The following is a 22,169-nucleotide window of genomic DNA, read 5'->3' as shown; positions in this document are numbered from 1 at the left end:
CCAGGTCAACCGACTACTCAGTGAGATGCCCCAAACGCGCTATTTGGGCAGACTCCACGCCTCGAGTCGCTCGGCGATCCAGAGGACCTCGGCGTTCCCCCGGTCGACGTCGCGCACCAGGTCGAGGGCCTCGTCCTCGTCGGCGTCGATCCACCAGCCGTTGACGTCGCAGAGTGTGACGGCCGCCACCCAGCCGAGCCGCCAGTTGCCCTCGGCGAGCGGGCGCGTGCTCACGATGGAGTCGAGCAGGGCCGCGGCCTTGAGCCAGAGAGTGTCGTAGGCCTCGACGCCGAGGACGGTGGCCCTCGGTCGGTGCGCGGCGGAGTCGAGCAGGCCAAGATCTCGGACGACGAGATCACCGCCGGTCACCGCGGTTGCCAACACCAGCAGGTCTCCGGCGTCCAGGTAGGTCGTGATCACCAGGTGTGGCTCACGCCGACCCGAGGCGGTCAAGCAGGCTCTGATATCTGGGCAACACCCGGCCGAGCACCTCGCCGAGTTGTTCTTCCTTGTGCAGCCGCGCCCAGCGGTCGGCCAGTGCGAGACGCACGACTTCCTGCTTGGAGCGACCCTCGGCCTCGGCTAATTCGACGAGACGTTGGTTTTCCTCGTCGGTCAGGCGCAAAGTCATGGCCATACTCTGGACGGTACCACCGTGGTATCACGCGCTCTACCCCGTCGAAGCGGTTTAGAAACAGCGTTGCGATACGCTCGGAGCGTGCCCCGCCCCAAAACCCACGACGACGCGCTGCGAGTCCGACTGCTGGACCGCGCTGGTGAACTGCTGTCCGCGGAGGGCCCCGGCGCGCTGAGCCTGCGCCGGCTGGCCGGCGACGTGGACACCTCGACGACGGCGGTCTACTCGCTGTTCGGCGGCAAGCCCGCGCTCGTGCAGGAACTGTTCAACGAGGCGTTTCGGCGCTTCGGCGCGCGGCTGGCCGCCGTGCCGACCACCGACGACCCGATCGAGGACGTGATCCAGATCGGGTTGGCCTACCGCGAGAGCGCGCTGGCCGACCCGCACCTGTACTCGATCATGTTCAGCAAGGTCGTGCCCGGCTTCGAGCCCGGCGAGGAGTCGACGGTCAACGCGGCGGACACCTTCGGGGCGCTGCTGGAGGCCGTGCGCAGGACGATCCGCGAGGAGCGCTACGTCGCTGAGCCCGCCGAGCAGATCGCGCTGGCCGCCTGGGGCCTGGTGCACGGGCTGGTGTCGTTGGAGCTCAACGGAAACCTCCCGGACGGCCTGGAGATCGCCCCGATGTACGAGCGCGCCCTCCGCGCCCAGGCGGACGGCTGGCAGCGACGCGCCCCGTAGCCGCCAAGGGGAACCCGGCCAACTCGCGTTCAGAAGCGCGGTGGACAGCGTCGCGTCCGGTCAGCGCGTCGGTGTGGCCGTCGCCGGCGAGCAGCTGACCCTGACAACCACCGGGTACACGATGACGTTCCAACGGGTCGGCCCGGTCGCCCCGAGCGCAGACCTGCCCAGTTCGTCCCGCTGACTCCGCGAACGGGATCGCGCCCGAACGGGATTGTCCCGGCCTGCGGCCCAGGGCGACGTCAAAGCCTGAGGCCGGGGCAATCCGTGTCACATGTCAGCCTGATCGTGGTTACCCGGTTCGGAGCGTGGCGCCTAGGTCGTTGACGACCGTCCGCATCGACGAGAACTCGATCTCCGAAGCGCACGTGGTCGCGATCCGGAGGGAGCCGCACGACGAGGTCTGCGGCCCGAGGCTGCCCTGAAGCATCCCCGCCGCCCCGACGGTCGTCCAGTTGTTGGTGGAGTAGGGAACCAGCATTGGTCCGCCGCTGTCGCCGTGCGCGCCGCCGATCTGCGACGGATCGCGCTGCTGTCCCCGGATGGTCGAGAAGGAGCCGAAGCCGTCGTTGAAGCTCACCGAGAGGTTGTCGACCTGGATTCCGCAGTGCACCCCGGAGTTCGCGCCGCTGCTGCAAACCCAGTCGTTGATGGACAGGTCCGCGAAGCCGACGACAGTCTTGGCGAAGCCGTTCGGGTCGTTCCACGCCCCGTCGAACATCAGCTGGTAGCCGTCGCCGGTGAGCATCCGCCCGCCGCTGGCACTGGTGTCGTAGGCGTTGCCGTAGGAGTTGCCCGGCGCGTCCCAGGCGGTCCACGACGCGGCGGTGCAGTGCCGGGCCGTGGTGGTCCAGGAGTACCCGCTCCGCCAGATCGCGAACCCACTCGTGCAGCCGCTACCGTCGGAGCCCCGGATCATTCCGCCCGCGTTGTACGGGGAGAAGTCCGTGGACCGGGTGGCGTACAGCGTCGGATCGGGCGCGATCGCGACGTCGTCGACGGCGTTCGCCACGCTCTGGGCCGACGCCAGGGTCTGCGCCTGCGCCGCGGCGGTGTCGGCCCCCTTCGCCTGGTGGTGGCCTCGGACGACGATCCCGTCGTGCGTCAGGTCCGGCCCCACCACGGAGGTGACGACGAAGTCCTTCCAGACCGGGCTGTGCACGCTCGCCCAGACGCGGTCCGTCGCCTCCTGCACCTGCTTGCGGGAGTACTTGACGGACTTGAACGTCACGGTGATGCCGCGCCGTGCCGCCTCCCCGCGCACGGCGTCCTGAAGGCTTGACCTACCCGACCAGAGCAGGGTCGTGGACAACGTCTCCGGGTAGTTCGCGGACTCCACGAAGCCGGCCTCGGAAATGCCCGGCACGCCGATGAGCCAGGACTTGAAGGCCATCAGGGTTTCCCGCCGTTGCAGCAGGGCGGGGTCTATTCCGGCCAGGTACCTGTTCGTGGCCGAGTTGGCGTTCGAGGCGGCGGCCGCCTGGTTCGATTTGTCCGCCTGGGTTCTGTCCGCCGCGACCTTGTCCGCCGCAGCACCCGAGGCGGCCTTTGCCGCCCGGTCCGCCGCGGCGACCGTGGCGGAATTGGCCGGCTGGTCAGCCTGAGCGCCCGAAGGAGCGACGACGGCGAACGCCGCCGCGAGCAGAACGGCCATGGCCGCCCAGCGCGGGCCAGCCAATCCGTGTTTGGGTAAGTTGAATTTCATGAAAAGGCCCCCTAAATAAGCAATTTCGAAATTGCCCGCGAGGAACCTACAGCCGACACAGCCGGCCCACAACCACAGTCACGTATTTAATGTGACGAAGTATACGTATCCGAAGCGGTTTACACGGCTCGGCGATGAACAGTCGCACCAATTCGGCCCAACGCAGTTTCGGCCTGTCGGCACGCCCGCCGCGCGTACTCATACTTCCATACAAAAAAGGGGGCCCGGGGAGGCGGCCGCCGCTGGACCTCCCCGGACCCCGTGAGCCGCCGAGACGGGCGGCTCGCTGGTGTGTGGCAGGGGCTTGGACACCCGACCGTCGCCGAGTCGCAGGCATCGACCACGGCCGGGTGGATCGTGGTGAGGTCCCCGACGGCGGGCGGAGCCCCCTTCCCGTCGGCGTGGTGCAGGGACACGCCGACCGGAACTCCGCCGCCGCCTCGGCGACCTCCGGTTTAGCTACTGGGAATCGTCACTCCCAAACCCTGTGGTCCAGACCACATTACGTCAAGGTCTAGACCAGTGCTAGACCCGATCGGCCGACATCAGGGTCGGCCATTCCTCCGGGCTATCGGCCATGCCGCGCAGCGGCCCTGACCACCGCAAACACCGCCGCCATCGTGCCGAGAACGACCGTCGCGAAGGCGACCAGGGTCGCCGCGTCCGGGTGGATCAGGGACTGGCCGCGGCCCGCCTGCCACGTGACCACCGCGAACAACCCGGCGTAGCCGAGAGCCGCGACGCCGACCAGCCGGGCGCGCACCGTCTCCTCGCGCAGCCACGCGCGACGGCGGGCGAGCACGCCGAGCAGCGCGACAAGCAGCAGCAGCGCCTGGATGCCGTGCAGGCCGACGAAGTGCGGCACGCGGAAGTCGCCGCCGGTCGTGCTCCAGTGCGTGATGGCCATGCCGTGGCCGTCCAGGTCGCCGATGCCGTGCCCCTGGTACATCGTGATCTTCGTGCCGTTGGCGTCGGTCACCGTGCGCTCGCGGACGTTGGTGACCATCCAGTAGACCGGTGTCAGCATGCCGATCGTGGCCAGCCCGAGCCCGGCGCGGATCGCCCTGGTCATCGCGCGGTCGCCGGTCCGCTGGGCCAGCACCAGCGCCGCGATGACCAGCTGCGCCAGGAAGAACACCGCGACGCCGAGGGTGAGCAGCGGCGTGAGCGCCAGGGTGACCGGGTCGTTCTGGTTGGCGTTGAAGTGGCTGACGGTGCCGCGCGCCGCCTGGATCGTGATGGCCCCGACCTCCGCTGTCGCGGCCACCGCGAACAGGGTGCCCGTCCACCAGCCGAGCCGCCTCGCCTTGCGCAGTTTGCTGAGCAACCACGCCAACATGCCGGCGTAGAGCACGAAGGCGACGCCGAACTTCAGCGGCTTCACCCACACCGACTCGTCCAGCAGGGACCGGCCGTCCACCAGCAGACCCACGCAGGACACCAGCACCAGCGCCAGCATCAGGGTCACGTGCACCATCAGCGGGCGGTGCCACTCGCGCCAGGGCCGCAGCACCCCGCGCGCCGTGCCGAGGCGGGTCGTGCGGACGGCGGTTTCGGGGGTCTCCCCGGGGGTTACTGTCGCGTTCATGAGCTGATCGTCGAACCCTGACGCAGGGTCATGGTCAAGCTTCGTCGTCACTTTCGTTCCGGGGGACAGCAGATGTTGACGATCGGCCAGGTCGCGACCTATCTGGGCGTGACCGTGCGGGCCATCCGGCACTACCACCAGCGGGGCCTGCTGCCCGAGCCGGAGCGCGACGCCTCCGGGTACCGGCGCTACGGGGCCGACGCGGTGGTCACCCTGGTGCGGATCAAGGCGATGTCGGACGCGGGCGTCCCGCTGGCCAGGATCGACGAGCTGATGGCCGCCTCACCCGAACAGTTCGCAACGTCGGTCGCGGCGATCGACACCGACCTGAAGGAGCAGATCAGCGACCTGAAACGGCGCCGACGCCGGATCGCCGAGCTGTCCGCTGGCGACCGGCTGTTCCTGCCGGAGGAGGTCGTTGCCCTGCTGGACCGGGTCAGGGAGATCGGGCTCAGCCAGGAGGCGGTGCGGACCGAGCGCGACACGTGGATCCTGCTGGTGGCGCAGTACCCCGACCAGGTGCCGGGGTGGGCGGCGGAGAAGCTGGCGATGCTGGAGGACGTCGCCTTCCAGCGCCTCTACCTCACCGCCGACCAGGCCGCCGGCTGGAGCCGCGACGACCCGCGCCTCGAAGCGCTCGCTGACGAGGTGAACAGCTTCGGCGGGCTCAGGGCCCCCGACACCGACGGCAAGAAGCCGATCCTCGCGCTCGACGCCCTGGTCGCGGTCACGATCATGGCGGCGCAGAGCGGGAAGCCGGTGCCCGCCCTGGAACGGCTGGTCGAGCTGTGCCGCCTCCGGGCAAAGCCCAACTGACCAGCGCAACCCCGCGTAGCGCCCCCGGGGATTGCCCCCCGGGAGCGCTCCGCCGTCACCACATCTAGACGGCTTAGACCGCGCCGTACTGGCGGTCGCCGGCGTCGCCGAGGCCGGGCACGATGAACCCGGAGTCGTTCAGCCGCTCGTCGATGCTCGCGGTCACCAACCGCATCGGCAGCCCGGACTCCTCGAGGTGCGCGATGCCCTCCGGCGCGGCGAGCGCGCAGACGGCCGTCACGTCGGTGGCGCCCCGGTCGGTCAGCAGCCGGATCGTGTAAGCCATCGAGCCGCCGGTGGCCAGCATCGGGTCGAGCACCAGCACCGGGCGGTCGGCCAGGCTCTCCGGCAGCGACTCCAGGTACGGGGTCGGCTTGAGGGTGTGCTCGTCGCGGGCCAGGCCGACGAAGCCCATCTGCGCGTCCGGGATCAACTTGTGCGCCTGGTCGGCCATGCCGAGGCCGGCCCTCAGCACGGGCACCAGCAGCGGCGGCTTGGCCAGCCGGTGGCCGGTCGTCCTGGCCACCGGGGTGTGGATGCGCTCGGTCGCGACCGGGGCGTCCCGCATGGCCTCGTAGACCAACATCACGGTCAGTTCGTGCAGAGCCGCCCGGAATGCGGCACTGTCGGTGCGGGCGTCCCGCATGGTGGTGAGCCGCGCTCTGGCGAGCGGGTGGTCGACAACGAGCACATCCATAAGCGGACACGGTAATCGTCCACGGGGCGACACGCGCCGGGACGGCATACGATCAAGGTCGGCGGACGCCTACCGAGAGGACGGGGTCAATGGCGGAGCACGTGCGGATCGGCGTGCTCGGCGCAGCACGCATCGCCCCGAACGCGCTCATCAAGCCGGCGAGAGACAACGGGACGGCCGAGGTGACGGCCGTCGCCGCGCGCGACCCGCAGCGCGCCCGCGAGTTCGCCGACAAGCACGGCATCGGCCGCGTGCACGAGGGCTACCAGGCGCTGCTGGACGACCCGACGATCGACGCCGTCTACAACCCGCTGCCCAACGGGCTGCACGGCCGCTGGACGCTGGCCGCGTTGGAAGCCGGCAAGCACGTGCTGTGCGAGAAGCCGTTCACCGCGAACGCCGAGGAGGCGCGGACGGTCGCCGCGGCGGCGAAGGACAGCGGGCTGGTCGTGATGGAGGCGTTCCACTACCGGTACCACCCGCTGGCGCGGCGGATGCGGGACATCGTGGAGAGCGGCGAGCTCGGCATGGTCCGGCACATCGAGGCGACGGTGTGCTTCCCGCTGCCCAAGTTCTCCGACATTCGGTACGACCTCTCGCTGGCCGGCGGGGCGATGATGGACGCCGGTTGCTATGCGGTGCACATCGCGCGGCTGCTCGGCGGGTTCGACGGCACGGAGCCGCAGGTCGCGAAGGCCAGCACCAGGCTGAGGAGCCCGAGCGTCGACCGCGCCATGCGGGCGAAGCTGCGGTGGCCGGCCGGGCACACGGGTTCGCTGGTCGCGTCGCTGTGGTCGGCGAGCGTGCTGCGCCTGAGCGCGCGGGTGGTCGGCGAGGCCGGCGAACTGCGCGTGTTCAACCCGATCGCGCCGCAGTACACGCACAGGTTGTCCGTGCGCACGCGGGATCATCACCGGACGGAGCACTTCGGCAAGCGGCCGACGTATGCCTATCAGCTCGATGCGTTCACGGCGGCGGTGCTGCGCGGCGAGCCGGTGCTGACGCCGCCGGAGGACTCGGTGAAGAACATGGCGGTGATCGACGCGGTTTACCGGGCGGCGGGATTGCCTTTGCGGCAGCCGAGTTAGCCAGTCGGGTCAGTGTTGGTTGAGGATCTGGTCGCACTCGTAGAGGTCGATCATGTCCATGAAGAGTCGGGCGGCGCGGTCGAATTTTGCGGTGGGCCAGTGCGAGACGTCGAAGGATTCTTTCTCTTCTGGTGGTTCAGCGACGAGAGTGATCTTCCATTCCGCGAACGCGCCGCTCAAGGTCCAGGTCTGCTCCATGGCACTACCGTCACGTGTTGCCGCAGGGGCCCGCAATCACCCTTTTCGGGTGATGCCACTTCCTTGCCCCAAGGGCAACACGCGATCGTCTGGCCATGGCGCAACGACAGGGAGCCTCGGTACGACAGCGACGGGTGTCCGTCGAGCTGCGGGCGCTGCGCGAGGCACGCAAGCTGAGCTGCAAGGACGTGGCGCGGGCGCTCGGCTGTTCGGAGAGCAAGATCAGCCGAATGGAGACCGGGAATCGCGGCCTCTACGCCGACGATGTCGCTGCGGTGCTTGGCTTTCTCCAGGTGCCTGGCAAAGTCCGGCAAGACCTGCTCGCGTTGGTGCGAGAAGGAGAAGAACGGAACTGGCACCAGTTCCAGGACGGCAAACTGCCTGTCGACTGGAAGACCCTGATCCAGTTCGAGGACGAAGCGACGGAGCTGCGCAACTACGAGACGCTGCTGGTTCCCGGCCTGGCGCAGACCGCCGAATACGCTCGCGAGATCATCCACGGGACCAACTGCGAACTTTCCGAAGCCGAGGTGGAGTACTTCGTCGCGGCCCGAATGACCCGGCAACTCATCCTCAGCCGACACCGGGCTCCCAGCCTGCACCTACTCATCGAGGAGACAGCACTCCGCCGCCCGATCGGCGATGCAGGAGTCATGCAGCGCCAGCTTCAGCACCTGCCGATGATCGCCTCGCGCCCGAACATCACCCTTCAGGTGGCTCCGTTCGACGCCGGAGCCCATCCTGGGTTGTGTGGCCCATTCATGATCCTCGACTTCATCGACCAGCCCACCCTGGCTTACATGGAATCACACCGCACGATCGCCTTCCTCGAAGAGGAGGAGCATGTCAGGCGAGCCAAGACCACTTGGGCGCAGCTCTGCGCCATGGCATTGTCGGCTGAGGACTCCATCCGGCTCATCGCTGACCTGGCCGGCACGCTGACCTGACCTAGGAGCACCATCATGATCGTGCCGGATCTCGCCCGAGCCTTTTGGCGCAAGAGCAGTCGAAGCGCCGATACCAACTGCGTCGAAGTCGCTTTCGTGGGCTGGCGCAAGAGCAGCTACAGCAATGGCACCCAGGCTGACTGTGTCGAGGTTGCATTCGGCTCCGAGGCTGTGGCCGTCCGCGACTCCAAGAACGCTTCCGGCCCAACCCTCGTCTTCCCCGCCTCCGGCTGGGCCGCGTTCCTCGGCTCCCGCCGCTGACCTACTTCTCCTTGAAGAAGGCCTCGATCGCCGCGCGGTTGTCGTCCGCGCTCGTGCCCGTCAGCTCGAGCGACCGCTTCCCGTCCTTCACCGTCATCTTCCGATCACGATCCCGCCGCACCCAGTCCCGCAACAACCCCACCACCTGCACCAACACCGGCGAACTCGCCAGCGCCACCGCGATCGAACTCACCGAGGCCGGATCCACGCCCTTCGACAGCGGTGGCGCCGCACCCTCGTCGGCGAACGCCACCTTGTCCACGTCCAGTTGACGCAGCTCAACCAACAACTCGCGCGCCCGTTGGTCCACTTCGTCCGGCTCGCCGTGCAGCGTAAGGAAAACAGTCGTCACCGCACGCACCCTATCCACCTGACTTCACCCAGCGCGACCAACGAACTCGTTCCGAGTCGCGGTGAACTCGGTGATCTGCACGGTGGCCGCACCGCTGGTCACGAACGGATCCGTGGCGACGGCGGCCTCGATCTCCGCCCGCTCGCCCTCGGCCACGATCAGTCCCCCAGTACGGGGCACCAGCGGTCCCGCCAACCGCACCAAACCCTTGGCGAAAACGCCGTCCGGGTTGTCGTAGTGCGCGGCGCGCAGCGAGTCGATGGTCTCCAGCGGGGCAACGTAGGTCAGCGTGATCAGGAACATGCCACCAGCACAGCCCACCGCACCCCGCCCCGTCCAAGACCAGTCGACACCGAGGGCATAGGCTGAGACCTATAACCGCAGTTGGAAGGCGAGATGCGCGTGCTGGATCTGCCCGGTGTCGAACTCCGCCACCTGCGTTACTTCGCCACGGTCGCCGAGGCCGGCACGATCACCGAGGCGGCCCGGCGGCTACGGATCGCACAGCCCAGCCTGAGCCAGCAGATCATCGGGCTGGAGCGCCGCGTCGGCCGGAAACTGTTCCAGCGCAGGACGAACGGGATGGAACTGACCGAGTCCGGCCGCACGCTGCTGAACGGTGTCCGACGCGCGTTCGCCGAACTCGACACGGCGGTGGCCGCGATCCGAACCACACCGCTGCCCGTGCGGGTGGGGCTCGGACTGGGCGTGCCGACCGAGCTGATCGGGCGGATCGAGGACGCGCTTGTCGCTGCGTGCCAACCGGATCCGCTGCGGCTGACCTTCGAACCGGTCGACTCGCAACGCCAGCCCGCGCTGCTGCGCACCGGCGAACTCACCCTCGGCGTGCTGCGACCGCCCGTCGCCGACGGCGAGGACCTGCGCACCGCGATCGTCAGCGACGAACCGCTCGGCGTCGTGCTGCACCGGGACCACCCGCTCGCCGCGCGCTCGACGCTGGCCCTGACGGACCTGGCCGACCAGCTGTTGTTGTGGTTCCCCGAATCCCGCGCGCCCGGCTTCGCAGCCGAGACGCTCGCGCACCTCGCCGCGCACGGATGGCGCCCCACGCTGCAACCGTCCGACCACACCAGCCACACCCTGTTCGCGCACGCCCTGCGCGGCCGGTCCGACCTGGTCGCCCTGCGCCCGAGGACGGCCGTCGGCGCCGATCCGGCCCTGACCTGGCTACCCATCGCCGATGCCCCGCCGAGGGAACGACTCGCCCTGGCCGCGCTCGCCGACGGCCCGTGGTCCCGGCTGCTGACCGACGTCGCCGACGCAGTCCGCAACCGCCTGCCGTCCCACTCCGGGCGACCGTAGTATTCGACTCCGCCCGTCGCCCGGTCCCGAAAGCCACTTGGAGCGCATGTCCGGCAAGCGCACCGCACTGCTGATCGTCACGGACACTTACCAGGACGAGACATTCAGCCGACTCCGCGCCCCACAGGCGGACGCGGCGGCGCTGGCCGACGTGCTGCGCGATCCGGAAATCGGCGACTATACGGTCGAAGTCCTGACGAACCAGCCGTCACAGGTCGCGCGGGTTCGGGTGAACCGGCTGCTCAACTCGGCTGAGCGGGACGACCTGATCCTGCTCTACGTCTCCGGCCACGGCGTCAAGGACGAAAGCGGCCGGCTGCACCTGGTCAGCACCGACACCGAACGGCAACTCCTTGCAGCAACGGGAGTATCAGCAGAATTCGTCCGCGAGCTGATCGACCACAGCAACGCCGGCACGGTCGTCGTCTGGCTGGACTGCTGCTACGCGGGAGCCTTTCCCAGTGGCCGGATCCCCAAGGCCGAGGGCGAGGTCGACGTGCTCGCCCAGTTGCGCACCAGGACCGGGCGGGGCTGCGCGGTGATGACCGCTTCGACCGCCATCCAGTTCGCCTACGAGACCGCCGGGACCGAGATCGCCGGCGAACAGGCGCCATCGGTGTTCACCGACGCCATCGCCGAAGGGCTGCGCACCGGTGCCGCGGACCTCAACGCGGACGGCGAGATCGACGCGGCCGAACTCTATTCGTATGTGCACGACCGGGTTCGCGCCAGCACACCCGCCCAGACACCCACCCGCAACGACCAGGTCAGCGGCGAGCTGTACATCGCCCACAGCACGCGTGGCCTGCGCCTTGATCCGAGGCTACCTGCAGTGATCCGGCAGGCGCTGCGCAGCAGCTACCTTCGGGTGCAGCTCGGCGCGGTGCACGCCCTGACCGACTTGGCCGCCGACGGCGACGACGTCGCGGAGGCGACCCTCGTTCGGCTCGCCGAAGGCTCGGGCGAGATCGCCGCCGCAGCCAGCAAAGCCCTGCTGCCGAACACCGCCGTCGCCGAGGAGATCGACCAGCTGAGGCTGAGGCTGGAAGTCCAGCAGCGCACCACCGCCGAGGCGCTGGACCGACTACTGCGGGACGTGCCAGCACCGGGGCCGGTGGACCAGCGCACGTCACCGCAGCCTCGACAGTCCGCGCCGCGCAGGCCGGCCGTGCTGCGGGCGCCGAGGCCGGTCCCGTTGACGCTGCCGGAGGGCGTGTCTCGGATGAGCGACCGCGATTTGTGGCTCGCGACGCTGGCCTTCACGCTGGTGGTCCTGGTCGCCGCCGGCATCGTGTTCGTAGCCCCGATCGGCGTGACCGTGCTGGCGGCGATCGGCGCAGCGGTCATCGCGGCATGGCTGTTCGTGTCCTTCCGGTTGTTCTACCGGGACACGAGCGTCACCCTGACGCGGGCGGCCGTCGGCACCCGGCGCGCGACCTTCAGCCCGGACGGATCCCTGCTCAGCTACCAGGATGACGACCTGGCCACCTGGCACACCGGCACCTGGACGAGGGTGAACACCCTGATGGACCACCAGTTCGAGGGTGAAGCCGCGTTCAGCGGCGACGGCGCGCTGCTGGCGACGACAACGCGCGGGATGAGGCGGGTCGAGGCCTGGCACACCACGGACTGGACTCTGGCCACGTCGCTCGCGGCGGAAACCCAGCACGTCGGGGCCATGGCGTTCAGCCCGTCCCGAGCGATGCTGGCCACCTCGGGCCGCCCCGGCGTGGTTCAGCTGTGGGACACCGAGACCTGGACGCTCCTCCATCAGGTCGCCGAACTCGACGAAGGCGTGCACGCCATGGTGTTCAGCCCGGATGGCGGCTCGCTGGCGATCGCCGGCGACAAGTCGCTGACGGTGCTCGACACCGACACCTGGGCCGAACGCGCGGACCTGGCCGCCCAGCATCCGGGTTGGCTCCAGTGCCTGGCGTTCAGCCCGGACGGGACGACCCTGGCCACCGTGGGCCTGATGGACAGGGCCGTTCGGCTGCGGAGCACGGCTCCGCCGACGGTGGTCGCCGAACACCCGAGTTACGTGCAGCACCTGGCGTTCAGCCCGGACGGCAGGTTGCTCGCCACCGCGTGCCGGGACCGGGCGATCAGGTTCTGGGACACTGCCGACTGGTCGATCCTGCGCAAGGTTGTCGGCCACCGCGGTCCGGTGACGTCCGTGGCGTTCAGCCCCGACGGGAACGTGCTGGCGAGCACGAGCACGGACGGCACCGTGAAACTATGGGCGGTGGGGTGAGCGCATGGCAGGCACACGCACCGCGCTGCTGATCGTCACGGACACCTACCAGGACACGACGTTCAGCCAGCTCCGCGCCCCTCAGGCGGACGCGGAGGCGCTGGCCGCTGTGCTGCGCGATCCCGAAATCGGCGACTATTCGGTCGAAGTGCTCACGAACACGCCTGCGCACGAGGTCAAGGTGCGGGTGAACCGGCTGTTCAGCACGGCGCACCGGGACGACCTGATCCTGCTCTACGTCTCCGGACACGGCGTCAAGGACGAGGCAGGCCGCCTGTACCTGGTCAGCACCGACACCGAACGACAACTCCTTGCTGCGACGGGAATGTCGGCCGAGTTCGTCCGCGAGCTGATCGATGCGAGCGACGCCCGCAAGGTCGTGGTGTGGCTGGACTGCTGTTATGCGGGCGCGTTCCCCGCCGGTCGGATCCCCAAGGCCGAGGGCAGCGTCGACGTGCTCGCCCAGTTGCGCCCGCACGCCGGGCGGGGCTGCGCGGTGATGACCGCGTCCACCGCCATCCAGTTCGCCTACGAGACCCGAGGCACCGAAGTTCGCGGCGCGGCCGATCCCTCGGTGTTCACCGACGCCATCGTGACCGGTCTGCGCACGGGCGAGGCCGATCTCAACGCGGACGGCGAGATCGACGCCGCCGAACTCTATTCGTACGTGCACGACGCCGTCCGGACCAGCACGCCAGCACAGACGCCGACCCGCAACGACCAGGTCACCGGCGAGCTGTACATCGCGCGCAGCGCACGCGGCCTGCGGCTGGATCCGAGGCTGCCGGCCGAGATCCGGCAGATGCTGCGCAGCAGCTATCGGAAGGCGCGGATCAGCGCGGTGCACGTGCTCGCCGAGTTGGCGCACGGCGGCGACGGCGTCGCCAAGGTGACGTTGGTTCAGCTCAGCACCGGGTCCGACGCGGACGTCGCCAGGGAGGCCGAGCAGATCCTGCACCCCGCCACGTCGGCCGAAGAGCCCTCGGAGCGACCGGAGACAAAGGCCGGCACCAGGGACCAGGCCGAGACCATCCGTGCTTGGGCTTATGCCCAGACCATCAGTGCGTTGGCTCGTAGCCAGGAGCGGCATGGCTCCAGCCACAGCCCGATTCCGCAACAACCACCGGTGCAGCAGGGTCCGTCGGACCTCCAGGAAGTGCTGACGGCCTCGGGCCTGTGGGTCCCGAGGCAGGACGACCCGCCGCCTCCGCGCCTGCCGGCCAAGCAGGTGGTGCCGGGGGTCGCCGCAGTGTCGCCGCCGACGACTCCAGCCCATCTCACGCCACCACCGGTCAGCGGATCTCGGATGAGCCTGCGTGACACCTTGCTCAACCCGATCCTGTTCCTCACGGTCACAGCCCTGGCCGTCGTCGGCGCCGTGCTCGACGCGCTCGGCGCCATTTCCGGCACCCCGCTGTGGCTCGTGATGATGATCGGCTCCTCGACGATCGCGATCGCCATCCTCGTGCAACGGTTCTTCTTCTTCCGGCGACTCCGCCTGGACACGAGCGTCACCCTGGCCAGAACGATCATCAGCACGCGGTCGGCGACCTTCAGCCCGGACGGATCGACGCTCATCTACCTCGACTACCAGGTGACCCGGTGGGCGACCGACACCTGGACGAGGTCGGGCGAGCTGCATTCCGGCGGATACATGGTCGGCATGGCACTCAGCGCCGACGGCGCGCTGCTGGCGACCGTCCGAGGGAAGGGCGGCGTCAAGATCTGGCGCACCGATGGCGGCCGGAAGCCGATCGCGTCGATCACGGACCAGGTCAGACGCACCAGCGCGGCCGCGTTCAGCCCGGGCGGGACGGAGTTGGCCATCACGGGCCCGGCCCATTCGATTCAACTGCGGGACGTCGCGAGCGGGGCACTGCTCGGCGAACTGACCGAGCACGATCGCGAGGTCAGATCGCTCGCGTTCAGCCCGGACGGCGCCACGCTCGCCAGCAGCGATGGCAGCACCATGATGCTGTGGGACACGGCGACGTGGCGTGTGCGCCCCGGCCTCACCGGGGACGGCATCAGGGCCAACAGCCTGGCGTTCAGCCCGGACGGCGGGATTCTCGCCTCCGCCGGATGGGAGAAGGCCGTCACGGTCTGGAGCACTGTCGACCTGTCGCCGCTGACCCGGCTCGTCGGCCACACCGGCTACGTCAATCACCTGGTGTTCAGCCCCGACGGCAGCCGCCTGGCGACCGCAGGCGCGGACAAGACCATTCGGCTCTGGAACACCGGGGACTGGTCGTGCGCGCGCGTGCTCGTCGGCCACCGCAAGCAGGTGACGTCCGTGGCGTTCAGCCCCGACGGGAACCTCCTCGCGAGCACGAGCCACGACGGCACCGTGCGGCTGTGGTCGCTTGAGGAGTCAAAGGGAGACGGCGAGCGCGCCGAGCGTCCTAAACTCGGCTCGTGAGCGAACAGCCCGGCCTGCCAGAGCCCAGTCAGCTACGTGCCTCGGATGCGGATCGGGAACGCGTGGCCAAGGTGCTGCACGACGCGATGGCCGAGGGTCGGCTGACCATGACCGAGCTGGAGGAGCGGCTCAGCGTGGTCTACGCGGCCAAGACCTTCGGCGAGCTGGTGCCGGTGACGCAGGACCTGCCCGTTGCGGCGCAGTCCATGCCGGTCATGCCGGGGCAGGCCGTCGCCCGGCCGGCCGCGACCGTGGACCGGGTGGGCGGCGCGCCGGGGCCGCTGAACTCGATCGCCATCATGTCCGGGGTCGACCGCAGGGGCGCGTGGGTCGTGCCGTCGCACCACCAGGCGGTCGCGATCATGGGCGGCGTCAAGCTCGACCTCACCGAGGCGCGGTTCGCCGAGCAGGAGACCACCATCCAGGTCTACACGTTCTGGGGCGGGGTCGACATCATCGTGCCCGACGACGTCAACGTGCAGGTGAACGGCTTCGGCTTCATGGGCGCGTTCGACGACCGCACCGGGAGCGCGGAGTCGATCCCCGGCGCGCCCGTCGTGCGGATCACCGGGTTCGCGATGATGGCCGGCGTGGACGTCCGGCGCCCCAAGCGGAAGAAACCGAAGAAGCTGAAGGACGCCGAGGACCGGGACCAGCTGGAGCAGTGACGGTGCCTGCGGGGTTGTGCAGGACGCTCACACTTCGGCGAGGAGCCGAAGGGTCCGCAGCCGCTCCGCGGGCAGCGTGATCGAGACGTCGGCGAGGATCTCGGTCGCGCCGATGTCGGCATAGCGGCGCAGTTCGGCGGCGACGGTCTCCTCGTCGCCGATCACGGCCAGCTCGGCCGCCCTGGCGACGCCCTCGCGGTCCAGCAGCGTCCGATAGGACTTGACCGTCTCGTAGAAGGCGAGCGCGGTGACCGCGCGTTCCCGCGCCGCCTCCGGCTCGTCGGTGACGACCACGGCGAGGCCAGTCACCACTTTCGGCGCTGGTCGGCCCGCGTCGGTCGCCGCCGTGGTGATCGACGGCACGATGTGCTCGGCGAGCGTCCGCTTGCCGGCGAGCAACGTGATGGTGCCGTCGGCGAGTTCGCCCGCGATCCGCAGGAACCTCGGGCCGAGCGCGGACACCAGCACGGGCACGTCCGCGCCGCCGGGCACTTCGGTCGACCACTGGCCCGTCCTGGCGGACAGCGTCTCGCCCCGGAAGTCCACGCTGCCCTCGCGCAGCAGTGGAACCAGTGCGGACAGGTACTCGCGCAGGTGCCGCGCAGGCCGGTCGAACGAGTAGCCGAAGATGCCCTCGATGCTCGGCGCGTGCGAGACCCCGACGCCGAGGGCGAAGCGGCCCCTCGAGGCGGCCTGCACGGTCCGCGCCTGGTTGGCCATGACGAGCGGGTGGCGGGGATAGGTGGGCACGATCGAGGTGCCGAGGTCGATGCCGGGCACCTCGCGGGCGATGGCGGCGAGCGCGGTCAGCGAGTCGTAGTCGTAGCGCTGGCCGAGCCAGAACGCGTCGATGCCGAGTTCGGCGGCCTGTCCGGCCTGCTCGATCAGCTCGTCGACGCCGTTGCCGCGCTGCCCAGTCATCCGGCCGGCCACACCCGTGCGCATACCCGCTCCACTCGGTCGCACCAACAGTTCGAGACTTCGACAACCATTGAAACATGAGGTTTCGAACTCAGGCCATAGACTCGGCGGCATGGCTGCTCCGTCGACAACGTCGTCGGCCGAGACGACGGGGACACCCGCGTCCGGCCCACTACCCCCGGCGCTGGCCGACGCCGTCCGCGATGACGCGTCGCTGCGCCGGTTCCTGCACGGCCTGCCCGGCGTCGACCAGGTCGGCGTCGAACAACGGGCCGCGGGCCTGGCCACGCGCAGCATCAAGAAGGCCGCCAAGCTCTGGGCCATCGACACCGCGATCGGCATGGTCGACCTGACCACGCTGGAGGGCGCCGACACCGAGGGCAAGGTGCGCTCGCTGGCCGCGAAGGCCCGTCGCCCCGACCCCGACCGCCCCGACGTCCCGCACGTCGCCGCCGTCTGCGTCTACCCCGACCTGGTGGCCACGGCCGTCGCCGAGCTCGTCGGCACCGGCGTCGGCGTGGCCAGCGTCGCGACCGCGTTCCCGTCCGGCCGGTCCAATCGGCAGGTCAAGCTGATCGACACCGACATGGCGGTGCAGGCGGGCGCCAGCGAGGTCGACATGGTGATCGACCGGGGCGCGTTCCTCTCCGGCCGCTACGGGCAGGTCTTCGAGGAGATCCAGGCAATCAAGGCGGCCTGCGGGGACGCGCACCTCAAGGTCATCCTGGAGACCGGCGAGCTGGCCACCTACGACAACGTCCGCAGGGCGTCCTGGCTGGCGCTGCTCGCCGGCGGCGACTTCATCAAGACCTCCACCGGCAAGGTCTCGCCCGCCGCAACGCTGCCCGTCACGCACGTGATGCTCCAGGCGGTGCACGACTGGCACGAGAGCACCGGCGAGCTGCGCGGCGTGAAGCCCGCCGGCGGCATCCGCACCACCAAGGACGCCGTGCGCTACCTGGTCGCGGTCAACGAGGTCGCCGGCCCGCAGTGGCTGACCCCGACGTTGTTCCGCTTCGGGGCGTCCAGCCTCCTCAACGACCTGCTGATGCAGCGGCGTACCCAGTTGGAGGGCCACTACAGCGGCCCGGACTACGTGACGGTGGACTGATCACAATGGACAAGGTCTGGGACTACGCGCCAGCGCCGGAGTCACGCGACATCGCGAACCTCAAGCCGAGCTACCGGATGTTCGTCGACGGGCAGTTCGTCGAGGGCTCCGGCGAGCCGCTGAAGTCGATCAACCCCGGCACCGAGGAGGTGCTGGCCGAGGTCTCCACGGCCAGCGGCGCCGACGTGGACAAGGCCGTGAAGGCCGCCCGCCGCGCCTACGACCGGGTGTGGGGCAAGATGCCCGGCGCCGAGCGCGCCAAGTACATCTTCCGGATCGCGCGGCTGATGCAGGAGCGCGGCAGGGAGCTCGCCGTCCTGGAGAGCCTGGACAACGGCAAGCCGATCAAGGAGTCCCGCGACGTCGACGTGCCGACGGCCGCGTCGCACTTCTTCTACCACGCGGGCTGGGCCGACAAGCTCGGCTACGCCGGCCTCGGCCCGGACCCCCGGCCGCTCGGCGTCGCTGGCCAGGTCATCCCGTGGAACTTCCCGCTGCTGATGGCCGCGTGGAAGATCGCGCCCGCCCTGGCCTGCGGCAACACCGTGGTGCTCAAGCCGGCGGAGACCACCCCGCTGACCGCGCTGGTGCTCGCCGAGATCTGCCAGCAGGCCGACCTGCCGCCCGGCGTGGTCAACATCCTGCCCGGCGCGGGCGATGTCGGCGCGGCGGTGGTCAACCACCCCGACGTGAACAAGGTGGCCTTCACCGGGTCCACCGAGGTCGGCAAGATCATCCAGAGCTCGCTCGCCGGCACCGGCAAGAAGCTGACCCTCGAACTCGGCGGCAAGGCGGCGAACATCGTGTTCGACGACGCGCCGCTCGACCAGGCCGTCGAGGGCATCGTGAACGGCATCTTCTTCAACCAGGGGCACGTGTGCTGCGCGGGCTCCCGGCTGCTGGTGCAGGAGTCGATCGCCGAGGAACTGCTGGAGAAGCTGCGCTACCGGGTGTCCACGCTGCGGGTCGGCGACCCGCTGGACAAGAACACCGACATCGGCGCGATCAACTCCGCCGAGCAGCTGGCCAGGATCCGCGAGCTGACCGAGGCGGGCGACGCCGAGGGCGCGGACCGCTGGACCAGCTCGTGTCCGTTGCCGGACAAGGGTTTCTACTTCGCCCCGACGGTGTTCTCCAACGTGCACCAGGCCATGCGGATCGTCCGCGAGGAGATCTTCGGGCCGGTGCTGTCGGTGCTGACCTTCCGCACCCCCGACGAGGCGGTGGCCAAGGCCAACAACACGCCCTACGGGCTGTCCGCCGGGATCTGGACCGACAAGGGCTCCAGGATCCTCTGGATGGCGCAGCGCCTGCGGGCCGGTGTGGTGTGGGCCAACACCTTCAACCGCTTCGATCCCACCGCCCCCTTCGGCGGCTACCAGGAGTCGGGTTTCGGTCGCGAGGGTGGCCGGGCCGGGCTGGAGGGCTACCTCAATGTCTGACAACCGAGTGACGGTCGCCAAGACCTACAAGCTCTACGTTGGCGGCGCGTTCCCGCGATCGGAGTCCGGGCGCAGCTACCAGGTCACCGACCACAAGGGCGGCTTCCTGGCCAACGCGGCGCAGGCCTCCCGCAAGGACGCGCGCGACGCGGTTTCCGCCGCTCGCAAGGCGTTCCCCGGCTGGTCCGGCGCGACGGCGTACAACCGGGGGCAGGTGCTCTACCGGGTCGCCGAGCTGATGGAGGGCCGCAGGGAGCAGTTCGTCGCGGAGGTCGCCGGTGCCGAGGGCGTCGCGATCAAGCGCGCGCAGTCCATTGTGGACGCCGCGATCGACCGCTGGGTCTGGTACGCGGGCTGGACCGACAAGATCGCAACGGTGCTCGGCGCGGCAAACCCCGTTGCGGGGCCGTACTTCTGCTTCACCGTGCCGGAGCCGACCGGCGTGGTCGCCGTGCTCGCGCCGCAGGACTCCTCGCTGCTCGGGCTGGTCAGCGTGCTGGCCCCGGTCATCGCCACCGGCAGCACGTGCGTCGTGGTGTCCAGCCAAGAGCGGCCGCTGCCCGCGATCACGCTGTCCGAGGTGCTGGCGACCTCCGACGTGCCCGGCGGTGTGGTGAACATGCTGACCGGCCGGACCACCGAACTGGCCCCGTGGCTGGCCTCGCACGCCGACGTCAACGCGCTCGACCTGACCGGCTCGCCGGACAGCCTGCGCGCCGACCTGGAGCGCGCGGCATCCGGCACGGTCAAGCGGGTGCTGCGGGCCGGCGGCGACCAGGACTGGGCCAGGCAGCCCGACATCGGCCGCCTGCGCGCCTACCTTGAGGCCAAGACCGTCTGGCACCCCATGGGTGTCTGACCGCCCGGTGCGTGGAAACCGCGCCACGGCGTCGGTTTCCACGCATCGGAGCGGTCAGCCGCAACGCCAGTCGAGGCGGCCCTCGATGGTGATCGTCGGGTCGCAGTGCCGGACCCTGCTGTGCGTCTCCAGCGCGGTGGCGACGTCGTCGAGCATCGCGGGGACGCTCGGCCACTCGAAGGTCAACACCTTGCACAGCATGCGATCCCACTCCAGCACGCAGCCGTGCGCCGGGCCGGGCCGCAGGTCGACCACGAGCGCGTCACCGCAGCCGTCGAAGGCGATCGGCAGCCAGGCCGGGTGGAAACCGTAGGCGGGCGAACCGGCCGAGGGGCCGGCGTCCGACTCGATCCAGGTCTCCGCCCACATCCGCCGCTTGACCTGCCACGAGCGCAGCGCGGCCGCGGGGCCGTATGGCGTGTAGAAGGGCGGCAGGATCTCGGCGAAGGCGAGCCGGTCGGTGCCGTCGCAGAGGTTCCACCATTCGCGGAGATCAGCGGGCAGGTCGAGCCCGGTCTGCTCGGTCAACTCCCGAAGCCCGACCCTGTCCGGCCGGGAACGAAGTACCGATCCGGTCGCCGGAGCATGCTCGGCCAGCCACCGCACAATCCTGTTCCAGTGCTTGGTGACACCCACTCCACCATGATCGAGTATGGCACCCCGGAGGGGTACCGCTCAACGGTGCACAATCGGTGTGTCAGCGGCCACGGGGCACCGCCACCCGGGTGAACGCGACGTAGGCCCATACCGGTGATCGGCGCACCGCACCTGACCCCGTAGTCTCTGCACCGCGCTGTGCGTTCGGCGCAGCACACAGGCTTGGCGTGACCGGGAGGTCAGATGGCTCAGGACATCGTCCCGATCGAGCTCGGGCTCACCCAGGGTGACCTGGTCACGCTGTGGGCACCGCGCTGGCGGGAAGAGGGCGAGGAGTGGGAGGCGTTCCTCGGTCACGAGGAGGACCTCTACGCCTTCCCCGACGTGGCGCACCTCGCGGCGTTCGCGCGCACCGCGACCGAGCACGACCTCACCGACCATCCCGCGTGGCACGTGGTGCCCGGGTTGACCGTAGCTGAGCTGTCGCCGGACGAGGACCACCAGTTCGACCTCGTCGGCGTGCCCGAGCTGGCCGCCGAGGACCCCGACACCTGGGTGGTCGGTGAGCTGGCCGAGGTCGTCTCGATCGTCCGGTCGCTCGCGGAGGTCTGCGACCTCGAGGCCGTGCTGGAGATCCTGGACTCCTCCGACGGGTTCGGCCTGCTGTCCAAGGGAACGCTGCCGTTCACCGGCCGCGAGGGCGAGCAGCTGTGGGCGGACCTCGGCAAGGTCGTCGCGGAGCGCTGGGACGAGGTGCTCGACGCGATCGACTCGGTCGTCTCGGTGCCCGAGGTCGACGAGGCCGCGCTCACCACCGCGCAGAGCGAGTTGGCCGAGCTGACCGAGCTGGACACCACCAAGGAGCCCGAGGGCGACGACGAGGTGGAGACCGTCACCGACGAGGCGGACGAGGACGCCGACTCGGCCGAGGCCGAAGTCGAGGAGGACGAGCCGATCGGCTTCTGGGCCGAGGTCGGCATCGACCCCATCAAGATCTCGACCGGCACCGGCGACTACTACACGCTGCGCTGCTACCTCGACGAGGAGCCCGTCTTCCTCGGCTCCAAGGGCAAGATCGACGTCTTCGGCTCGCCGAGGGCGCTGGCCAGGTACCTGGTGTCCGAGGAGATCGAGGGCAACGACCTGACCGAGGTGTCCACCTGGCAGGAGGTCGAGATCAAGGCGACCGACGGCGACCTGTACGTCGAGGTGGACCCGGACAACGTCTACACGCTGACCGGCATCGCCGACGACATCGACCTCGGCCCCGACGCGGTGGACCCCACCCAGCTCGAACTCGCCGTCGAACTGTTCGAGGACGCGGCCGAGTGGGCGGGCGACGACAGCGTGAAGACCGCGCTGAACCCGGCCGAGAGCCTCGGCTGGCTGGTGTCCTTCGTCCTGCGCCCCGACCCCACCCGGCTGGCCCCCAGCCCGCCCTACGGCGCCGAGGTGGCCGCCTGGCGGACCCTGGACGAGGCCTTCGAGGCACGCCTCAACAACCACTGATCAACCAGCTGGACAGCAGCGGGGCCCGCGACGCCGACCAGGCATCGCGGGCCCTGCTGCGTGTCGGTATCGGGCTAGAAGTGTCCTGAAGATCTT

24 protein-coding genes are annotated in these 22,169 nt (G+C 69.6%); 14 read left to right on the top strand and 10 right to left on the bottom strand.

Translation table 11 applies throughout. From position 1 onward, the window contains the following. Positions 1-39 precede the first annotated feature (39 nt). Both F0L68_RS37785 and F0L68_RS37780 read right to left on the bottom strand, forming a co-directional pair. Positions 40-417, bottom strand: a complete 378-nt coding sequence (locus F0L68_RS37785; protein WP_149854797.1) for a type II toxin-antitoxin system death-on-curing family toxin — start codon at positions 415-417, stop codon at positions 40-42. 13 nt (positions 418-430) lie between these two features. After that, a complete protein-coding gene (locus F0L68_RS37780) occupies positions 431-637 on the bottom strand; it encodes a type II toxin-antitoxin system VapB family antitoxin (protein WP_149854718.1) in 207 nt (68 codons plus the stop codon). 81 nt (positions 638-718) lie between these two features. Between F0L68_RS37780 and F0L68_RS37775 the strand changes: the two genes are divergently transcribed. Together F0L68_RS37775 and F0L68_RS42870 are read left to right on the top strand one after the other, a co-directional pair. Next, a complete protein-coding gene (locus F0L68_RS37775; RefSeq protein WP_149854717.1) occupies positions 719-1,318 on the top strand; it encodes a TetR/AcrR family transcriptional regulator in 600 nt (199 codons plus the stop codon). Between the two features lie 40 nt (positions 1,319-1,358). Then, positions 1,359-1,502, top strand: a complete 144-nt coding sequence (locus F0L68_RS42870; RefSeq protein WP_188317045.1) for a hypothetical protein — start codon at positions 1,359-1,361, stop codon at positions 1,500-1,502. A 108-nt stretch (positions 1,503-1,610) separates the two neighbouring features. Here the strand turns inward: F0L68_RS42870 and F0L68_RS37770 are convergent, their stop codons facing one another. Then, the gene (locus tag F0L68_RS37770; protein WP_149854716.1) at positions 1,611-3,023 is read right to left on the bottom strand and encodes a chymotrypsin family serine protease; all 1,413 of its coding nucleotides are present in this window, start codon (positions 3,021-3,023) and stop codon (positions 1,611-1,613) included. Between the two features lie 568 nt (positions 3,024-3,591). After that, complete coding sequence (locus F0L68_RS37765; protein ID WP_223199499.1) at positions 3,592-4,611, bottom strand: hypothetical protein; 1,020 nt, start codon at positions 4,609-4,611, stop codon at positions 3,592-3,594. A gap of 72 nt (positions 4,612-4,683) precedes the next feature. Here F0L68_RS37765 and F0L68_RS37760 point away from each other — a divergent pair, with 72 nt between their 5' ends. Beyond that, complete coding sequence (locus F0L68_RS37760) at positions 4,684-5,427, top strand: MerR family transcriptional regulator (protein ID WP_149854715.1); 744 nt, start codon at positions 4,684-4,686, stop codon at positions 5,425-5,427. A 73-nt stretch (positions 5,428-5,500) separates the two neighbouring features. On the opposite strand, the gene upp is transcribed toward F0L68_RS37760, so the two are convergent. Beyond that, positions 5,501-6,124 carry a uracil phosphoribosyltransferase gene (upp, locus tag F0L68_RS37755; protein ID WP_149854714.1) on the bottom strand — a complete coding sequence of 208 codons (624 nt, stop codon included), beginning with the start codon at positions 6,122-6,124 and terminating at the stop codon, positions 5,501-5,503. Positions 6,125-6,213: 89 nt separating this feature from the next. Between upp and F0L68_RS37750 the strand changes: the two genes are divergently transcribed. Continuing rightward, entirely contained in the window at positions 6,214-7,212 is a 999-nt protein-coding gene (locus tag F0L68_RS37750) for a Gfo/Idh/MocA family protein (protein ID WP_149854713.1), read from the top strand. A 9-nt stretch (positions 7,213-7,221) separates the two neighbouring features. On the opposite strand, the gene F0L68_RS37745 is transcribed toward F0L68_RS37750, so the two are convergent. Continuing rightward, on the bottom strand, positions 7,222-7,410 hold the full coding sequence (locus F0L68_RS37745; protein ID WP_149854712.1) for a hypothetical protein: 189 nt from the start codon (positions 7,408-7,410) through the stop codon (positions 7,222-7,224). A gap of 134 nt (positions 7,411-7,544) precedes the next feature. Between F0L68_RS37745 and F0L68_RS37740 the strand changes: the two genes are divergently transcribed. Next, positions 7,545-8,357, top strand: coding sequence for a helix-turn-helix domain-containing protein (locus tag F0L68_RS37740; RefSeq protein ID WP_223199498.1), 813 nt, complete (start codon positions 7,545-7,547; stop codon positions 8,355-8,357). 15 nt (positions 8,358-8,372) lie between these two features. Next, on the top strand, positions 8,373-8,618 hold the full coding sequence (locus tag F0L68_RS37735; RefSeq protein ID WP_149854710.1) for a DUF397 domain-containing protein: 246 nt from the start codon (positions 8,373-8,375) through the stop codon (positions 8,616-8,618). A 1-nt stretch (position 8,619) separates the two neighbouring features. On the opposite strand, the gene F0L68_RS37730 is transcribed toward F0L68_RS37735, so the two are convergent. Together F0L68_RS37730 and F0L68_RS37725 are read right to left on the bottom strand one after the other, a co-directional pair. Then, positions 8,620-8,970, bottom strand: a complete 351-nt coding sequence (locus F0L68_RS37730) for an effector-associated constant component EACC1 (protein WP_149854709.1) — start codon at positions 8,968-8,970, stop codon at positions 8,620-8,622. Positions 8,971-8,994: 24 nt separating this feature from the next. Continuing rightward, entirely contained in the window at positions 8,995-9,273 is a 279-nt protein-coding gene (locus F0L68_RS37725) for a YciI family protein (RefSeq protein WP_149854708.1), read from the bottom strand. 93 nt (positions 9,274-9,366) lie between these two features. On the opposite strand from F0L68_RS37725, the gene F0L68_RS37720 reads away from it, so the two are divergent. From F0L68_RS37720 to F0L68_RS37705, 4 genes are read left to right on the top strand one after another with little or no spacing between them, the layout of a single operon-like run. After that, positions 9,367-10,293: a LysR family transcriptional regulator gene (locus tag F0L68_RS37720; RefSeq protein WP_223199497.1), complete on the top strand. Its 927-nt coding sequence runs from the start codon at positions 9,367-9,369 to the stop codon at positions 10,291-10,293. 46 nt (positions 10,294-10,339) lie between these two features. Continuing rightward, positions 10,340-12,547 (top strand): caspase, EACC1-associated type, encoded by a 2,208-nt coding sequence (locus F0L68_RS37715; protein WP_149854707.1) that lies wholly within the window; start codon positions 10,340-10,342, stop codon positions 12,545-12,547. Between the two features lie 4 nt (positions 12,548-12,551). After that, the gene (locus F0L68_RS37710) at positions 12,552-14,966 is read left to right on the top strand and encodes a caspase, EACC1-associated type (RefSeq protein WP_149854706.1); all 2,415 of its coding nucleotides are present in this window, start codon (positions 12,552-12,554) and stop codon (positions 14,964-14,966) included. After that, positions 14,963-15,634, top strand: a complete 672-nt coding sequence (locus F0L68_RS37705) for a DUF1707 SHOCT-like domain-containing protein (RefSeq protein WP_149854705.1) — start codon at positions 14,963-14,965, stop codon at positions 15,632-15,634. Before F0L68_RS37710 ends, F0L68_RS37705 begins: the two co-directional genes overlap by 4 nt. A gap of 27 nt (positions 15,635-15,661) precedes the next feature. Here F0L68_RS37705 and F0L68_RS37700 read toward each other — a convergent pair whose 3' ends face one another. After that, entirely contained in the window at positions 15,662-16,579 is a 918-nt protein-coding gene (locus F0L68_RS37700; RefSeq protein ID WP_223199496.1) for an LLM class F420-dependent oxidoreductase, read from the bottom strand. A gap of 88 nt (positions 16,580-16,667) precedes the next feature. Here F0L68_RS37700 and deoC point away from each other — a divergent pair, with 88 nt between their 5' ends. Genes deoC through F0L68_RS37685 form a run of 3 tightly spaced genes read left to right on the top strand, consistent with a single transcriptional unit; the run spans position 16,668 to position 19,967 of the window. Next, positions 16,668-17,666, top strand: coding sequence for a deoxyribose-phosphate aldolase (gene deoC / locus F0L68_RS37695; protein ID WP_149854704.1), 999 nt, complete (start codon positions 16,668-16,670; stop codon positions 17,664-17,666). Positions 17,667-17,671: 5 nt separating this feature from the next. Continuing rightward, positions 17,672-19,108: an aldehyde dehydrogenase family protein gene (locus F0L68_RS37690; protein ID WP_149854703.1), complete on the top strand. Its 1,437-nt coding sequence runs from the start codon at positions 17,672-17,674 to the stop codon at positions 19,106-19,108. Further along, complete coding sequence (locus tag F0L68_RS37685) at positions 19,101-19,967, top strand: aldehyde dehydrogenase family protein (RefSeq protein WP_149854702.1); 867 nt, start codon at positions 19,101-19,103, stop codon at positions 19,965-19,967. The genes F0L68_RS37690 and F0L68_RS37685 overlap by 8 nt, the downstream gene beginning before the upstream one ends. Before the next feature lie 54 nt (positions 19,968-20,021). On the opposite strand, the gene F0L68_RS37680 is transcribed toward F0L68_RS37685, so the two are convergent. Then, positions 20,022-20,603 carry an SMI1/KNR4 family protein gene (locus F0L68_RS37680; RefSeq protein ID WP_188317044.1) on the bottom strand — a complete coding sequence of 194 codons (582 nt, stop codon included), beginning with the start codon at positions 20,601-20,603 and terminating at the stop codon, positions 20,022-20,024. 204 nt (positions 20,604-20,807) lie between these two features. Between F0L68_RS37680 and F0L68_RS37675 the strand changes: the two genes are divergently transcribed. Continuing rightward, positions 20,808-22,073 (top strand): SatS C-terminal domain-containing protein, encoded by a 1,266-nt coding sequence (locus F0L68_RS37675; protein ID WP_149854700.1) that lies wholly within the window; start codon positions 20,808-20,810, stop codon positions 22,071-22,073. Positions 22,074-22,169: the final 96 nt, after the last annotated feature.

The organism is Solihabitans fulvus, assembly GCF_008386585.1.
GTDB lineage: Bacteria > Actinomycetota > Actinomycetes > Mycobacteriales > Pseudonocardiaceae > Solihabitans > Solihabitans fulvus.
Note: the sequence above shows the minus strand (reverse complement) of the source record. Positions and strands in the feature narration are given on the sequence as shown.

What these genes read in the sequence shown, in the direction of transcription:
- F0L68_RS37780 (WP_149854718.1), bottom strand. Translation starts at nt 637, where the DNA reads ATGGCCATGACTTTGCGCCTGACCGACGAGGAAAACCAACGTCTCGTC.
- F0L68_RS37770 (WP_149854716.1), bottom strand. Translation starts at nt 3,023, where the DNA reads ATGAAATTCAACTTACCCAAACACGGATTGGCTGGCCCGCGCTGGGCG.
- F0L68_RS37765 (WP_223199499.1), bottom strand. Translation starts at nt 4,611, where the DNA reads ATGAACGCGACAGTAACCCCCGGGGAGACCCCCGAAACCGCCGTCCGC.
- F0L68_RS37760 (WP_149854715.1), top strand. Translation starts at nt 4,684, where the DNA reads ATGTTGACGATCGGCCAGGTCGCGACCTATCTGGGCGTGACCGTGCGG.
- upp (WP_149854714.1), bottom strand. Translation starts at nt 6,124, where the DNA reads ATGGATGTGCTCGTTGTCGACCACCCGCTCGCCAGAGCGCGGCTCACC.
- F0L68_RS37750 (WP_149854713.1), top strand. Translation starts at nt 6,214, where the DNA reads ATGGCGGAGCACGTGCGGATCGGCGTGCTCGGCGCAGCACGCATCGCC.
- F0L68_RS37745 (WP_149854712.1), bottom strand. Translation starts at nt 7,410, where the DNA reads ATGGAGCAGACCTGGACCTTGAGCGGCGCGTTCGCGGAATGGAAGATC.
- F0L68_RS37735 (WP_149854710.1), top strand. Translation starts at nt 8,373, where the DNA reads ATGATCGTGCCGGATCTCGCCCGAGCCTTTTGGCGCAAGAGCAGTCGA.
- F0L68_RS37725 (WP_149854708.1), bottom strand. Translation starts at nt 9,273, where the DNA reads ATGTTCCTGATCACGCTGACCTACGTTGCCCCGCTGGAGACCATCGAC.
- F0L68_RS37720 (WP_223199497.1), top strand. Translation starts at nt 9,367, where the DNA reads ATGCGCGTGCTGGATCTGCCCGGTGTCGAACTCCGCCACCTGCGTTAC.
- F0L68_RS37715 (WP_149854707.1), top strand. Translation starts at nt 10,340, where the DNA reads ATGTCCGGCAAGCGCACCGCACTGCTGATCGTCACGGACACTTACCAG.
- F0L68_RS37710 (WP_149854706.1), top strand. Translation starts at nt 12,552, where the DNA reads ATGGCAGGCACACGCACCGCGCTGCTGATCGTCACGGACACCTACCAG.
- F0L68_RS37700 (WP_223199496.1), bottom strand. Translation starts at nt 16,579, where the DNA reads ATGCGCACGGGTGTGGCCGGCCGGATGACTGGGCAGCGCGGCAACGGC.
- deoC (WP_149854704.1), top strand. Translation starts at nt 16,668, where the DNA reads ATGGCTGCTCCGTCGACAACGTCGTCGGCCGAGACGACGGGGACACCC.
- F0L68_RS37690 (WP_149854703.1), top strand. Translation starts at nt 17,672, where the DNA reads ATGGACAAGGTCTGGGACTACGCGCCAGCGCCGGAGTCACGCGACATC.
- F0L68_RS37685 (WP_149854702.1), top strand. Translation starts at nt 19,101, where the DNA reads ATGTCTGACAACCGAGTGACGGTCGCCAAGACCTACAAGCTCTACGTT.
- F0L68_RS37675 (WP_149854700.1), top strand. Translation starts at nt 20,808, where the DNA reads ATGGCTCAGGACATCGTCCCGATCGAGCTCGGGCTCACCCAGGGTGAC.